Here is a 13,200-nt window from a genome sequence, read left to right as displayed (position 1 = left end):
GTCAGCCGCCCAGCGCCTTCAGCCGGTCGAGGACCAGCTCGGGCGTCGGCCGGTGCAGGTCGCCCACGATGCGGCCGTCGCGGAGGAACACCGCGCGGTCGGCGTGGGCGGCGGCGACCGGGTCGTGGGTGACCATGACGATCGTCTGCCCCATGTCGCGGACCGAGGCGCGCAGGAACCCCAGCACCTCGGCGCCCGCCCGCGAGTCCAGGTTGCCGGTCGGCTCGTCGGCGAAGACGACGTCGGGGCGGGTGACGAGGGCCCGCGCGCACGCGACCCGCTGCTGCTGGCCGCCCGACAGCTCGGCGGGCCGGTGCGCGAGCCGGTCGCGCAGCCCGAGGACGTCCACGACGCGCGCGAACCACGCGGGGTCGGGGCGGCGGCCGGCGAGGTCGAGGGGCAGCCGGATGTTCTGCTCGGCGGTGAGCGTCGGCAGCAGGTTGAACGCCTGGAACACGAACCCGATCCGCTCGCGGCGGAGCAGCGTGAGCCGCCGGTCGCCGAGCCCGGCGAGCTCGACGTCGCCGATCCGGACGCCGCCGCCGTCCAGGGCGTCGAGCCCGGCGAGGCAGTGCAGGAGCGTCGACTTGCCCGACCCGGAGGGCCCCATGATCGCGGTGAAGGCGCCGCGGGCGAACGCGACGTCGACGCCGCGCAGCGCGTGCACGGCGGCGTCGCCGGTCCCGTACACCCTGGTCACCCGCGTCGCGGTGACGGCGGGCGCCGCCGCCGTCTCGGGGGGTTCGACGGACGTGCTGGTCACGGTGGGCTCCTCGGGTGGGCGCTGGGGACACCCACCACGCTAGGAACCGGGACGGCGCGGGACATCGGCCCGCAGGCCGTGATCGGGTCGGCCGTTCGTCCGATCCCGCGCCCCCGCGTACGACTCAGGACGGACGCCCCATGGCCCCCGGCGCCCCCGGGGAACGCGGAACGCCGGGACCCCGACCGCCCGGGGTCCCGGCGTTCCGTACCGCCGGTCGCGCGGCCCGGCGCCCCCCGCGCGGGGCGTGCCGGGCCGGCGCGTCAGCTGTGGGTGTGCGTGGCGGCGCCGCCCTGGCAGCCGGCGCCGGCGATGCCGAGCACCGCGATGGCGTTGCCGCAGACGTCGACCGGGATGGAGATCGGCGCGACGACCTGGTTGCCGGACAGGACGCCGCCGGCGCCGCTCGTGTTGATGTCGGCGTTGGCGGGCGCGGCGCCCAGCACCGAGGCGGCGACGGCCATGCCGAGGGCGCCGGTGACGGCGAGCTTCTTGAACATGAAGTTCCTCCCATACGTACGGGCCGGGGACCCGACCTGACATGCACGTCCAGATGAGCCGCCGCACGGCGAACTCACTCACGGTAGTTAGTCAGCTACCCGGAGGTAAGGGAATCAGCCGCCCGGCACTGCAGGCAAAAAGTCACCGGAGAGTAATAATCTCGTTACAGAACGTCCCGGGTGCGGCCGCCGGCGACCAGCCCGGTCTCGTAGGCGACCACGACGGCCTGCACCCGGTCGCGGACGCCGAGCTTGGTGAGGATGCGGCCCATGTGGGTCTTCACGGTCGCCTCCGAGACGTGCAGCCGGGCGGCGATCTCGGCGTTGGACAGGCCCCGCGCCACCTGCAGCAGCACCTGCCGCTCGCGCTCGGTGAGGGTCGCGAGGACGCCGTGCGCGGCCGGCCCGGCCTCGGGCAGGTGCGGCGCGAACCGGTCGAGGAGCCGCCGGGTGGTGCTCGGCGCGACCACCGCGTCCCCCGAGTGCACGGCCCGGATCGCCTCGACGAGCTGGGCCGGGCCGGCGTCCTTCAGCAGGAACCCGGCGGCGCCCGCCTTGATCGCGGCGAACGCGTACTCGTCCAGGTCGAAGGTCGTCAGGATGATCACCTTGGGGGCGCCGGGGCCGGGCCGGGCGGCGATCCGGCGGGTCGCCTCGATGCCGTTGACGCGCGGCATCCGCACGTCCATGAGGACCACGTCGGCGCGGTGCGCGTCGAGCAGCGCGGGCACGTCGGCGCCGTCGCCGGCCTCGCCGACGACCTCGATGTCGGGCTGGGCGTCCAGCACCATCGAGAAGCCGGCCCGGACCAGCTCCTGGTCGTCCACCAGCACCACCCTGATCATCGGGAGCCCCCCGTCCGCCGGTCCGCTCACGCCCGCACCCCGGCGGGGACCGGCACCCGCACCGCGACCTCGAACCCGCCGCCGGGCCGGGGCCCGGCGGTCACCTCGCCGCCGTAGACGGCGGCCCGCTCGCGCATGCCGACCAGGCCGTGGCCGCGCCCGTCGGACACGGCGGCGGCGCCGCGCCCGTCGTCGGCGACGCGGACCGCGACGGCGTCGCCGCCGTAGCCGAGGACGACCTCGGCGCTGGCGTCCGGCCCGGCGTGCTTGAGGGCGTTCGTCAGCGCCTCCTGCACGATGCGGAACACCGTGAGCTGCAGGCCCTCGGGCAGCTCGCGCGGCGTCCCCTCGACCCGGACGGCGACCGGCAGCCCGGCCCGGCGGATCTGGTCGGCGAGGTCGGCGAGCTGCTCCACCCCGGGCTGCGGCGCGAAGGGGCCGCTGTCGTCGGCCTCGCGCAGCACGCCGAGCAGGCGCCGCATCTCGGTGAGGGCGAGCCGGCCGGTGCCGGAGATCGCGGCGAGGGCCTGCTTGGCGCGCGCCGGGTCGGTGTCGATGGCGAACGCGGCGCCGTCGGCCTGCACGACGATGACGCTGACGTTGTGGGCGACGACGTCGTGGAGCTCGCGGGCGATGCGGGCGCGCTCGGCCGAGCGCGCCATCCGCACCTCGGTGTCGCGCTCGCGCTCCAGCCGCGCCGCCCGCTCCTCCAGGGCCGCCAGGTGCTCGCGGCGGGTCCGCATGTAGACGCCGAACAGGCCGATGCCGACGGCCACGACGCCGAGGAACAGGAACGGCCCGCGCGCCCTCGTCCAGTCGCCGGGGTACTGCCGGGCGGCCTCCAGGGCGCAGCCCGCCTCGGTCACCAGCAGCGCGGCGAGCCCCCACCAGCGGGTGCAGCAGGACGCGACGGTGTACATGGCGATGAGGACGGCGACGTCGGCGATGGCCAGGGGCGTGCCGCTGAGCCACTGCCCGAACGCCACCACCGCGACCACCGCGAAGACCGTGCGCGGCCGGCGGCGCCGCACCACCAGCGGGGCGAGCAGCAGCAGGCTCAGCCCGAGGTAGGGCAGCGGGTCCGCGACGTGCGCCGGCCCCGATGCGGTGGCGGCGGGCCACTCCAGCGCCATGAGGACGGCGACGGGCGCGAGGAAGGCCGCGTCGACGAGCTCGCGCCGCGCCCGCCACGCGTCCCACAGCCCGCCCGCTCTCCCGGCCATGCCACCAGCCTAGGGACGCGCCGCCCGCCCGGCATCGCTCTCAAGGTGGACACCCTCGGCACCGGGCGGCCCCGGCCGGGCGCCGGGGGCGGGTAACGTCACTGCCGTGGCGGCGTGGACGACCTGGAGCACCGCGATGGAGCGGGCCCTGTACGGCGAGGACGGCTTCTACCGGCGCGGGGAGCGGCCGGCCGAGCACTTCCGCACGTCCGTGCACGCCTCGCCGCGCTTCGCGCAGGCGGTCGCGCGGCTGCTCGCCGAGGTGGACGCCGCCCTCGGCCACCCGCCGCGCCTGGACCTGGTGGACGTCGGCGCGGGCTCGGGGCGGCTGCTCGCGCTGGTCCTCGCCGCCGCCGGGCCGGACCTCGCGCCGCGCCTCGCGCCGACCGCGGTGGAGATCGCGCCGCGCCCGGACGGCGTCCCCGGCGCGGTCGCCTGGCGGTCCGACCCGCCGGCGTCCGTCACCGGCCTGGTGATCGCCAACGAGTGGCTCGACAACGTGCCGCTGGACGTGGTCGAGCAGACCCCGGACGGCCCGCGGGCCGTGCTGGTGGACCCGCCGACGGGCGCCGAGACGCTCGGCGGCCCGCCGCCCGGCGACGCGCTGGACTGGCTGGCCCGCTGGTGGCCGCTCCGCGCCCCCGGCGACCGCGCCGAGATCGGCGGCCCGCGCTGCGCGGCGTGGGCGGACGTCGTCGGCCGCCTGGAGCGGGGCGTGGCGATCGCGATCGACTACGCCCACACCCGCGAGGCCCGCCCCGCCTACGGCACCCTCACCGGCTACCGGGACGGCGCGACGGTGCCGCCCGTCCCCGACGGGTCGTGCGACGTGACCGCGCACGTCGCGCTGGACGCCTGCGCGGCCGCCGGGGAGCGGGCGGGCGCGACCGCGACGCTGCTGACGACGCAGCGCGCGGCGCTGCGCGGCCTCGGCCTCGCCGGGACGCGGCCGCCCGTCGAGCTCGCGCACCGCGACCCGCGCGGCTACGTCGCGGCGCTCTGCGCGGCCGGCGAGGACGCCGAGCTGACCGATCCGGGCGGCCTCGGCGGCTTCGGCTGGCTCGCCCAGGCGGTCGGGGCGCCGCTGCCCGCTCAGATCTCGACCGCGAGCCCCTGAAGGCCGCGCAGCACGAACCCGGCCTTCCACGCGGGCTCGGCGGCGAGCCGCATGCCGGGCGCGGCGCGCAGCAGCGCGCCGAACGACTCGGCCATCTCGATGCGGGCGAGCGGCGCGCCGAGGCAGTAGTGGACGCCGAGCCCGAAGGTGATGTGCGGGTTGCGGGTCCGGCCGAGGTCGAGGCGGTCGGGGTCGTCGAACGCCTCGGGGTCGCGGTTGGCGGAGGCGAACTGCAGCGCGATCTCGGCGCCGCGCGGGATCGTGACGCCGCCGATCTCGATGTCCTCCAGCACCCACCGCTCGAACATGGGCGCCGGGGTGTCGTAGCGCAGCAGCTCGTCGACGCCGGTGGCGAGGAGGCCGTGGTCGGCGCGGAGCCGCTCCAGCTCGCCGGGGTTGCGGAACAGCGACCACCAGCCGTTGCCGGTGGCGTTCACGGTCGCCTCGTGCCCGGCGTTCAGCAGCAGCACGCAGGTGCCGATGAGCTCGTCCTCGGTGAGGCGGTCGCCCTCGTCGGCGACCTGGGCGAGCGCGCTGATGAGGTCGTCGCGGGGCTCGGCTGCGCGCGCGCGGGCGAGACCGCGCAGGTAGTCGGAGAACTCGGTGGCGGCGCGCACCGCGGTCTCCTGCGCCTCCTGCGAGGGGTTCAGCTCGTACATGCCGCAGATGTCGGCGGACCAGGGGCGCAGCAGCGGCCGGTCGGACTCGGGCACGCCGAGCATCTCGGCGATGACGGTGACCGGCAGCGGCTCGGCGACCTCGGCGAGCAGGTCGCCGCCGCCCTTGGCCGCGAAACCCTCGGCGAGGCCGGTCGCGAGCGCGCGGACCATCGGGCGCAGGCCCTCGACCATGCGGGCGGTGAACGCCTTGGACACGAGGCGGCGGAGCCGGGTGTGGGTGGGCGGCTCGACGTCCAGCATGCCCGCCCTGACCAGGTCCCAGAACGGGCGCAGGAACTCCGGCTCGGCGGCCTGCCCGAACTCCTCGTGGGTGGCGAGGTGCAGGTAGGAGCGGCCGAGGCGGCGGTCCCGCAGCAGCGCGTCCACGTCGGCGTGGCGGCTCACCACCCACTGGCCGGTCGGCTCGTCGAAGAAGACCGGGCGCTCGGCGCGCAGGCGGGCGAACGCCGGGTAGGGGTCGGCGACGAACGCCGGCGACCAGGGGTCGTAGGACATCTCACTCATGCCCGGACAATATGCGGCCGGGTGGGGCCTGCGGACCCGGTTCGCGATCAGCGCGCCCAGCGGGCCTTGTCGCCCCCGGCGCGCCGGGCGGCGAGCGAGCGCTTCGCCACGGCGTCCACGATGGCGCGCGCCTCCCCGAGCTCGCGGTCGGCGGCGTCCACCTTCACCGGGCCGGGCGGCGCGTCCACGTGCACGGTCGCCAGGCCGAGGAGGCGTTGCATCGGGTTCACGGTGAGCCGCACGCTCTGCGCGCGCGCGTGCGCGATGACGTCGGTACGGCGGCCCGGCCAGCCGTGCCGGGACACGAAGATGCGCTCGTCGGTACCGGCGCCGTCCGCGCGGTCGAGCGCCATCCCGCGCCCGGACGCCGGCACCAGCGGGACGGCGTCCACGTTCGTGCCCGAGAAGACCTGCGAGATGAGGTGCAGGCAGACCGCGCGCGGCGCGACCGGCAGCAGCGTCGACGACAGTGCCTGCCGCTCCCCCGCGTAACCGGCGACGGTGACGTCCAGCCGCGCCCAGCCGAGCGCCTTCCATAGGACCGGCTCGACCAGCGCGACCGCCTGCACCCGGCCCGGCGGCACCGTCTGCATGCGCGTCTCCAGCAGCCCGTACCGCAGCCGGACGCCGTCGGGCGACAGCGCCGCGGTGAACCCCGCGTACATCACCATCGGCGCGATGACCGCGCGGATCAGGCCGAGCAGCGCGGGGACGGCGACGGCGAGCATGCCCGGCTCGCGGGCGACCACCATGAACATCAGCGACGCGAAGAACAGCAGCACGGTGGCGAGGACCGGCAGCCGGATGAGCAGCGACCCGAGCAGCGACCCGAACGGCGTCCGCCAGAGCGGCCGCTCGGGCGCCTCGGGCGTGTGGCCCGGCAGGCCCGCGGCGCGCGCCAGCAGCTCCGCGCGGAGCTGCTGGGCGGCGTTGCGGCCGAGGTAGCGCAGCGCGATCTCGCCCTGGTCGCCGCCCGCCAGCTCCACGCGCACCTCGGTCAGCCCGAAAATGCGCGTCACGAGCGGCCGCACCAGGTCGATGGCCTGCACGCGCGACAGCGGGATCCGCCGCGCGCGCTTGCGCAGCAGCCCGTTCTCGACGACGAGGTCGTCGCCGTCCACCCGGAACCGCACCGCGAGCCAGCCCCAGAGGCCGGCGACCGCGGCTAGCACGGCGAACACCGCCGTCACGATCAGGAACCGGAGCGCGATGAACGGGCTCGACAGCACCGTCTCGTCGTCGCTCGTGCGAGTCAGCAGCAGCGGGAAACCGAGCAGGACGAAGTAGACGATCAGGAACGCGAACCCGCGCAGCGGCATCGTCGCCCAGTGCAGCCGGTGCGTCCCCTCGGAGAAGCGGACGGGAGGCGCCTGGTACGCGCCGGGACCGCCGGGCGGCCCGTAGGGCGGGCGGGGCGGGCCGTACGGCTGCGGCGGCGGCCCGTACGGGCCCGGCGGGCCTTGCGGCGGACCGTACGGGCCCTGCGGCGGTCCGTACGGCCCCTGCGGCCCGTACGGTCCCTGCCTCCCGTAGGGGCCGATCGGCCGGTTGTAGGGGCTGCTCACAGGCCCATGCTCCGTTCCTCGCCCTTGCGGGCGAGGCTGTCGCGCAGCCGGGCGGCCTCGTCCGCGGGCAGGCCCGGGATGCGGGCGTCGGTCGCGGCGGCGGCGGTGTGCATCCGCACCGTCGCCACACCGAACCAGCGCTCCAGCAGGCCCGCGGTGACGTCCACGAACTGCATCCGCCCGTAGGGCACGACGATGAGGCGCTTCACCAGCACGCCGTGCGTGACGATCAGGTCGTCCGCCCGCTCGGCGTACCCGTACGCCCGGTAGGCCAGTTCCGCCGCGATCCAGCCGAGGACGGTGGCGAGCACCACGGCGGCCGTCCAGAGGATCGCGGCGAGCGTCCCGCCGCTCCGCCACAGCACGAGCGCGCCGACGGCACCGGTGAGCACCGCCCACAGCGTCATGGAGATCCGGCGTTCCCACGGGTAGCGCCGCGACAGCCGGGCCCACTGCCGCCCGTCCCCGGTCGCGAACACCGCGTCCACCGGATAGTGCGGCTGCGCGTGCGGCGGCGGCCCGCCCGGCTGCCGGGGCGCGGGGGGCGGCGCGGAGGGCGGCGCCGGCGCCTGGGGCACCGGCGCGTCTTGGGGTGATTCGCCAGCGGATGCGTTCATTGCCGCATAGTCAACCGGAAAAGCGGCACGGTTCGCCATGGGACGATGGCGGAGTGATCGCGCGAGGCGGAACGACGGAGTCGTGACCATGAGTTCTGACATGAGCACCGAACGGACCGTGGGCATCGGCGCGGGCGCCGCCGAGCTGGCCACCGAGGACATGGTCCTCAACATCGGCCCGCAGCACCCCTCCACGCACGGCGTGCTGCGGCTCCGCCTCGCCCTGGACGGCGAGCGCATCCGCACCGCCGAGCCGATCGTCGGGTACATGCACCGCGGCGCCGAGAAGCTCTTCGAGGTCCGCGACTTCCGGCAGATCATCGTGCTGGCGAACCGGCACGACTGGCTGTCGGCGTTCTCCAGCGAGCTCGGCGTCGTCCTCGCGGTCGAGCGGATGCTCGGCATGGAGGTCCCGGCCCGCGCGGTGTGGACGCGCACCCTGCTCGCCGAGCTCAACCGGGTGCTGAACCACCTGATGTTCCTCGGCTCCTACCCCCTCGAAGTCGGCGCGATCACCCCGGTGTTCTACGCGTTCGACGAGCGCGAGCGCCTCCAGCGCGTCATGGAGGAGGTGTCGGGCGGCCGCATGCACTACATGTTCAACCGGGTCGGCGGCCTCAAGGAGGAGCCGCCGCTCGGCTGGACCGGGCGCGCCCGCGCCGCCGTCGCCGGCGTACGCGCCGGGATGGGCCGGATCACCGACGTGATCATGGGCAACGAGATCTTCCGGGCCCGCACCCGCGGCGTCGGCGTCCTGTCCCGCGAGCAGATCCTGCAGTACGGGGTGTCGGGGCCGATCGCGCGCGCCTCCGGCGTCGACTTCGACCTGCGCCGCGACGAGCCCTACCTCGCCTACGGCGACCTCGACGTCCCCGTCGTCACCCGCGCGGGCGGCGACTGCCTCGCCCGGTTCGAGTGCCTGCACGACCAGGTGCACGCCTCCCTGGACCTCGCCGACGCCTGCCTGGACCGGCTCGCCGAGCTGCCGCCCGGCCCGATCAACCAGCGGCTGCCGAAGGTGCTGAAGGTCCCCGAGGGCCACACCTACGCCTGGACGGAGAACCCGCTCGGCCTGAACGGCTACTACCTGGTGTCGCGCGGCGAGAAGACGCCGTGGCGGCTGAAGCTGCGCTCGGCGTCGTTCTCCAACGTCCAGGTGCTGTCGGAGATGCTGCCCGGCACCCTCGTCGCCGACATGGTGGCGATCCTCGGGTCGATGTTCTTCGTCGTTGGAGATATCGACAAATAGTTCATATGACGCGAACCGGCACCTCCTCTCCGCCGTCCCATACGCGACGAGAGGAGTCCCCATGACCTCCATGGACGTCCAGGCCGCCGACCCGTGGGCCGGCTGGCGCCCGCAGCCGCCGCAGCCCGGCAAGGGCCGCGGCCCGAAGCGCGCGCTGCTCGGCGTCGCCATCGCGGCGCTGATCGTGCTGGTGTTCGCCGCCGCCGCGTTCGCGTTCCTGGTCGTCGGCGACTCGGCGGGCGCCGCCGGAAGCTGCGGCGGCGTCTGACCGCGATGACGACGGCGTCCCCCACCGCCGCCGGCGTGGCGCAGCCTCCGGTGTTCCGGACGCTGCGCCGCACCTGGCTGGCGGGCACCATCGCGCTGTCGCTGGCGGCGTTCGCCGCCGCGATCGCGCTCGCCCCGGCCGCCGGCGACGACCCGGGCGCCGCCCTCGGAACGCTGCTGTTCCTCGGCTCGTCCGTGCACGTCGCCTCGACGGCATGGTTCTTCACCCTCCCCGAAGTCCGCGGCCACGCCCGCACCCACCCCGGCCGCTACATCGTCGCGCCCGCCGCGCTGGTCGCCGGGACCGCCGCCGCCGCGGTCGCCGTCCCCTACAGCCGGTTCCAGTGGGCGCTGCTGGCGTTCTTCGCCTGGCAGTTCTTCCACTTCCAGAAGCAGAACCTCGGCATGGCGGCGCTCGCCGGCATCTGCCAGGGCGGCGGCTCCCTGTCGCGCCCCGAGCGCCTCGGCATCATGATCGCGGGCGTCGGCGGCATCGCCGGCCTGCTCACCCACCCCGACCTGCTCCAGCTCGGCGTCGACGCGCGGCTGCGGCCCCTGTTCCCCGCCGCGCTCGCCGTGTTCGCCGCCGGCGCCGCCGTCGGCCTGTACGGGCTGGCACGCCGCACCGCCCGGCCGCGTCCCTTCGTCGCCGTCTACCTGATCTCGCTGCTGTTCTTCGCGCCGGTGTTCGCCTTCGGCACCCCGTACCCGGCCGTCGCGGGCCTCACCATCGCGCACGGCTTCCAGTACCTGCTCCTCGTCGGCCTGCTGTCGGGCGCGCCGCGCCCCGGCCACCGTCCCGGAGCCGGGACGCTCGCGCTCACCGCGATCGCCGTCCTCGGCGGCATTGGCCTCGCTTACGCGTCCCACCTGCACGGCTCGCCGGACGGCGCGGCCCGCGCCCTGTACGGCGCCTACCTCGGCGCCGTCATGGCGCACTTCGTCGTCGACGCGGGCCTCTGGCGGCTCCGCGACGCGTTCCCGCGCCGCCTCCTCGACGCCGGCGTCCCGTACCTGCTGAAGCCCTGAGGGCCTCCCCCGGGCGCGGGACGCCCGCCCGTCAGGCGCGGGACGCCCCGCGGGTGCGGCTCTCCTCGTCCGGGTCCTTCGGCACCCGGCACGCGAACTCCAGGAAGAACGCGGCGCCGACCAGCACCAGCGCCGCCGCCGCCGTCCCGCCGCTCACGAAGAAGTCGTGGCGCGGCGTCGGCTTGTCCAGATCGCCGCCGAGGCTCGCCGCGAACCCCAGGAACACCCCGGCGAGCACCGCCGCCGCGTGCGCGCTCGCCTTCCCGAACGCCGCCATCCGCGCCACCGCGAGCGGCTCGACCCGGCGCGTCCCCGGCCGGTGCCGGATCCGGCGCAGCACGTTCACGCCCGCGATGACCTCCCCGGCGGCGAGGAGCAGCAGCGTCGGGACCGCCGTCCACGGCAGCGGCGGCAGCGACAGGTAGGCGGTCCGCACCACCGCCCAGGTGATCGCCGCGACGACGACCACCAGGGCGACGAGGAACGGAGGCTTCGACGGCTTCATGCAGGTTGCTGGAGGGTCAGGTCGTCGCGCCGCGTCACGGCGTCCTTCGCACCGACGGCCTCGGCCAGATCGCCGACCCGGCCGTGACCGGGCAGCAGCACGTCGGGCTCGATATCGGCCCACGGCACGAGCACGAACGCCCGCTCGTGCGCGCGCGGGTGCGGCAGCGTCAGATCAGGGTCGTCGGACGACACGTCGCCGAACACCACGATGTCGATGTCCAGCGTCCGCGGACCCCAGCGGACCTCGCGGACCCGCCGCATCGAGTTCTCGATGTTCAGCACCCGCTCCAGCAGGTTCTCCGGAGGGAGCCGGGTGTCGGCGACGAGCACGATGTTCAGGAAGTCGCCCTGCTCGGGGATGTCCTGCCCGGGAGGCGCGAACGGAGCCGTCTCGTACACCGGGGAGAACGCCACGAAATGCAGGCCCGGCGCGTCGAAGAGGGCGTCGACGGCCTCCTGGATGTTGTCCAGGCGGTCGCCGAGGTTGCTGCCGAGGGAGAACACCACGCGGTGCTGCACGAGCATGTGGCCACCGGTCGCGGTGCGGTCGGGCATCGGGTCGGACGCTGTCATGGGCGACTCCTCCTGATCTTCACGGCCACGTCCGTGAAGGGGTGCGGCACGGGGGCGCTCGGCTTGTGGACGGTGACCTCCGCCTCCGCCACGACCGGGTCTTCCAGACAGATCCCCGCGAGCCGGTCGGCGAGCGTCTCGATGAGGTCGACCGGGTCCCCCTCCACGGCGGCGACGAGACGGCCCGCGAGTGATCCGTAGTCGACGGTACGCGACAGGTCGTCCGCCGCCGCGGCCGGGCGGGTGTCGAGCCCGAGCGCGACGTCCACGACGAACTCCTGCCCGAGCTCCCGCTCGGCCGCCAGGACGCCGTGCCGGCCGCGGGCCCGCAGCCCGCGCAGTTCGATGCGGTCGAGAGTCATTCTTCCTCTGCGCTGTTCAGGACGGGCGAACCGTGGTGGAGCAGCAGGCGCCATTCCCCGCCGTCCCGCACGAACACCTTCGTCGCGACGATGCTGCCCCCGGCGAGGAACCCGTCCTCGTTCTCGTCGTCGGCGGTCAGCACGTTCTCCTCGCACGTCACCACCGCATGGTCGCCGTACACGTCGGTCTCCACGCCGGTGAGGACGAACTGGATGTAGGTGGTGTTCGCCATGATCAGCGCCCAGGAGCGCAGCACCTCGTCGCGGCCCCGCAGCATCGGCCAGCCCGGATGCACGCAGCTCACCCCGGCGGCGAACGCGCCGTCCGCCCACACCGCCGCCATGCGGTCGAGGTCACCGGCCTCGAACGCGGCGTAGAACTCGGCGTGGACCTCGTCCAGCTCCTTGGTCAAGGAGAGTCTCCGCTCATGTCGCTGTCACCGTCCGCGCGGTCGGCGAGCACGCCGCCGGCGTCCCGGACGGCCTGCGCGACGCGCACCGCGTCCGCGTTCGGCCGCACCCGGTGCACCCGCACCCCCCACGCCCCGGCGGCCGCGGCGAGCGCGGACACCGCGACCGTCGCGTCGTCGCTGCCGGCGAACGGCCGCGGCTCACCGTCCGGGCCCGCCAGCAGCCGCCCGAGGAACCGCTTGCGGGACGCGCCGACCAGCACCGGATGGCCGGTGGCGGTGAGCGCGTCCAGATGCGCCAGCAGCGCCCAGTTGTGGCCCTGGTCGGGGCTCTTGGCGAAGCCGAGCCCCGGATCCAGCACGATCATCGAGGGGTCCACGCCGGCGGCCAGCACGACGTCCACCCGCGCCAGCAGCTCGTCGCGGACCTCGGTGACGACGTCGGCGTAGACCGCGCGGTTGTACATGTCGTCGCTGTGCCCGCGCCAGTGCATCACCACGTAGGGCACGCCCGCCGCCGCCACGACCGCGGGCATGTCGGGGTCGGCGAACCCGCCGCTGACATCGTTGACGAGCCGCGCCCCCGCCTCGACCGCGGCGGCGGCGACGGACCCGCGCATCGTGTCGACACTGACCGGAACGCCCTCGGCGGCCAACGCCTCGATAACGGGCACGACCCGCCGCAGCTCCTCGGCCTCGGTGACGCGCTGCGCCCCCGGCCGGGTGGACTCCCCGCCCACGTCGATGACGTCGGCGCCCTCGGCGACGAGGTCGAGCCCGTGCCCGACGGCCTTGTCCGCGTCGAACCAGGCGCCTCCGTCGGAGAACGAGTCGGGGGTGACGTTGACCACACCCATCACCAGGCACCGCCCTGGGGTGGGCATCCCGGGAACGTCGGCACTGGTCATGCCCCAACCCTATGCCCAGATCGCCCCCGCCCTCTCCGCGCCCGTCCTCTCCGCTCCCGCCCAACGCGCGTGCGGGGCGGG

At 75.2% G+C, this 13,200-nt stretch carries 16 protein-coding genes; 4 read left to right on the top strand and 12 right to left on the bottom strand.

All coding sequences use genetic code 11. The features are described 5' to 3' along the window. Nucleotide 1 precedes the first annotated feature (1 nt). The 4 genes from K1Y72_RS21500 to K1Y72_RS21485 all read right to left on the bottom strand — a co-directional run bounded on the left by K1Y72_RS21500 (nt 2) and on the right by K1Y72_RS21485 (nt 3,331). Nucleotides 2–763, bottom strand: a complete 762-nt coding sequence (locus tag K1Y72_RS21500) for an ABC transporter ATP-binding protein (protein WP_220168211.1) — start codon at nt 761–763, stop codon at nt 2–4. Between the two features lie 263 nt (nt 764–1,026). After that, nucleotides 1,027–1,263: a chaplin family protein gene (locus K1Y72_RS21495; RefSeq protein WP_220168210.1), complete on the bottom strand. Its 237-nt coding sequence runs from the start codon at nt 1,261–1,263 to the stop codon at nt 1,027–1,029. Nucleotides 1,264–1,427: 164 nt separating this feature from the next. Beyond that, entirely contained in the window at nt 1,428–2,108 is a 681-nt protein-coding gene (locus K1Y72_RS21490) for a response regulator transcription factor (RefSeq protein WP_220168209.1), read from the bottom strand. A 26-nt stretch (nt 2,109–2,134) separates the two neighbouring features. Beyond that, complete coding sequence (locus tag K1Y72_RS21485; protein WP_220168208.1) at nt 2,135–3,331, bottom strand: sensor histidine kinase; 1,197 nt, start codon at nt 3,329–3,331, stop codon at nt 2,135–2,137. 106 nt (nt 3,332–3,437) lie between these two features. Between K1Y72_RS21485 and K1Y72_RS21480 the strand changes: the two genes are divergently transcribed. Further along, nucleotides 3,438–4,448, top strand: a complete 1,011-nt coding sequence (locus K1Y72_RS21480) for an SAM-dependent methyltransferase (protein ID WP_308287173.1) — start codon at nt 3,438–3,440, stop codon at nt 4,446–4,448. On the opposite strand, the gene K1Y72_RS21475 is transcribed toward K1Y72_RS21480, so the two are convergent. The 3 genes from K1Y72_RS21475 to K1Y72_RS21465 are packed head-to-tail and all read right to left on the bottom strand — an operon-like array spanning nt 4,424 to nt 7,775. After that, nucleotides 4,424–5,632, bottom strand: a complete 1,209-nt coding sequence (locus K1Y72_RS21475) for a cytochrome P450 (RefSeq protein ID WP_258573208.1) — start codon at nt 5,630–5,632, stop codon at nt 4,424–4,426. The two genes, K1Y72_RS21480 and K1Y72_RS21475, sit on opposite strands and share 25 nt — an antisense overlap. A gap of 47 nt (nt 5,633–5,679) precedes the next feature. Beyond that, nucleotides 5,680–7,197, bottom strand: coding sequence for a PH domain-containing protein (locus K1Y72_RS21470; RefSeq protein ID WP_308287172.1), 1,518 nt, complete (start codon nt 7,195–7,197; stop codon nt 5,680–5,682). Next, nucleotides 7,194–7,775 carry a PH domain-containing protein gene (locus tag K1Y72_RS21465; protein WP_308287171.1) on the bottom strand — a complete coding sequence of 194 codons (582 nt, stop codon included), beginning with the start codon at nt 7,773–7,775 and terminating at the stop codon, nt 7,194–7,196. The genes K1Y72_RS21470 and K1Y72_RS21465 overlap by 4 nt, the downstream gene beginning before the upstream one ends. Before the next feature lie 139 nt (nt 7,776–7,914). Here K1Y72_RS21465 and K1Y72_RS21460 point away from each other — a divergent pair, with 139 nt between their 5' ends. The 3 genes from K1Y72_RS21460 (at nt 7,915) to K1Y72_RS21450 (ending at nt 10,359) form a co-directional block, all read left to right on the top strand. Next, entirely contained in the window at nt 7,915–9,063 is a 1,149-nt protein-coding gene (locus K1Y72_RS21460) for an NADH-quinone oxidoreductase subunit D (protein ID WP_220168206.1), read from the top strand. Between the two features lie 61 nt (nt 9,064–9,124). Beyond that, nucleotides 9,125–9,331 carry a hypothetical protein gene (locus tag K1Y72_RS21455; protein WP_220168205.1) on the top strand — a complete coding sequence of 69 codons (207 nt, stop codon included), beginning with the start codon at nt 9,125–9,127 and terminating at the stop codon, nt 9,329–9,331. 5 nt (nt 9,332–9,336) lie between these two features. Next, a complete protein-coding gene (locus K1Y72_RS21450; protein ID WP_220168204.1) occupies nt 9,337–10,359 on the top strand; it encodes a hypothetical protein in 1,023 nt (340 codons plus the stop codon). 31 nt (nt 10,360–10,390) lie between these two features. Here K1Y72_RS21450 and K1Y72_RS21445 read toward each other — a convergent pair whose 3' ends face one another. From K1Y72_RS21445 to folP, 5 genes are read right to left on the bottom strand one after another with little or no spacing between them, the layout of a single operon-like run. Further along, entirely contained in the window at nt 10,391–10,864 is a 474-nt protein-coding gene (locus K1Y72_RS21445) for a DUF3180 domain-containing protein (RefSeq protein ID WP_220168203.1), read from the bottom strand. Then, entirely contained in the window at nt 10,861–11,439 is a 579-nt protein-coding gene (gene folK, locus K1Y72_RS21440) for a 2-amino-4-hydroxy-6-hydroxymethyldihydropteridine diphosphokinase (protein WP_220168202.1), read from the bottom strand. Before folK ends, K1Y72_RS21445 begins: the two co-directional genes overlap by 4 nt. Further along, nucleotides 11,436–11,801 (bottom strand): dihydroneopterin aldolase, encoded by a 366-nt coding sequence (gene folB / locus K1Y72_RS21435; RefSeq protein WP_220168201.1) that lies wholly within the window; start codon nt 11,799–11,801, stop codon nt 11,436–11,438. Before folB ends, folK begins: the two co-directional genes overlap by 4 nt. After that, the gene (locus tag K1Y72_RS21430; protein ID WP_220168200.1) at nt 11,798–12,214 is read right to left on the bottom strand and encodes a nuclear transport factor 2 family protein; all 417 of its coding nucleotides are present in this window, start codon (nt 12,212–12,214) and stop codon (nt 11,798–11,800) included. Before K1Y72_RS21430 ends, folB begins: the two co-directional genes overlap by 4 nt. Then, nucleotides 12,211–13,119 carry a dihydropteroate synthase gene (gene folP, locus K1Y72_RS21425; protein ID WP_258573203.1) on the bottom strand — a complete coding sequence of 303 codons (909 nt, stop codon included), beginning with the start codon at nt 13,117–13,119 and terminating at the stop codon, nt 12,211–12,213. Before folP ends, K1Y72_RS21430 begins: the two co-directional genes overlap by 4 nt. Nucleotides 13,120–13,200: the final 81 nt, after the last annotated feature.

The organism is Actinomadura parmotrematis, from assembly GCF_019458805.1.
In the GTDB taxonomy this organism is placed as follows: Bacteria; Actinomycetota; Actinomycetes; order Streptosporangiales; family Streptosporangiaceae; genus Spirillospora; species Spirillospora parmotrematis.
Note: the sequence above shows the minus strand (reverse complement) of the source record. Positions and strands in the feature narration are given on the sequence as shown.